We start from the raw sequence: 362 nt of genomic DNA, 5'->3' as shown, positions 1-362 counted from the left end.
CGCGTTCCGAGGCGCAGCTGCTGGTCCCCTCCCTGATGTTCATCGCTCTGGTCGTGGCGGCGGTCGCCAGCCTCGGGACGCCGCTCATCACCAGCGTGGCGACCTCGTACCACGTCTCGCTCGGCAGCGCGCAGTGGACGCTGACCATCGCGCTGCTCAGCGGCGCCGTCGCCACGCCGGTCCTGGGCAGGCTCGGAGCCGGCCCGCACCGGCGGGCCACGATCCTCACCACGCTGGCGGTCGTCGTCGCCGGCAGCGCGCTCACCGTGCTGCCGCTGCCGTTCACGTGGCTGCTGGCCGGCAGGGCGGCCCAGGGCGTCGGGCTCGGTCTGACGGCGCTGATGATGGGCGTGGCCCGTGAC

1 protein-coding gene is annotated in these 362 nt (G+C 74.3%); it reads left to right on the top strand.

Annotation, left to right across the window (positions count from 1 at the left end):
- Nucleotides 1–362: MFS transporter (locus ACLQ2N_RS35990; RefSeq protein WP_425820007.1), on the top strand; the 362-nt coding region annotated here is incomplete at both ends.

The organism is Streptomyces sp. DT224 (genome assembly GCF_049844595.1).
Taxonomy (GTDB): domain Bacteria; phylum Actinomycetota; class Actinomycetes; order Streptomycetales; family Streptomycetaceae; genus Streptomyces.
This window is presented reverse-complemented; position numbering and strand designations above follow the sequence as displayed.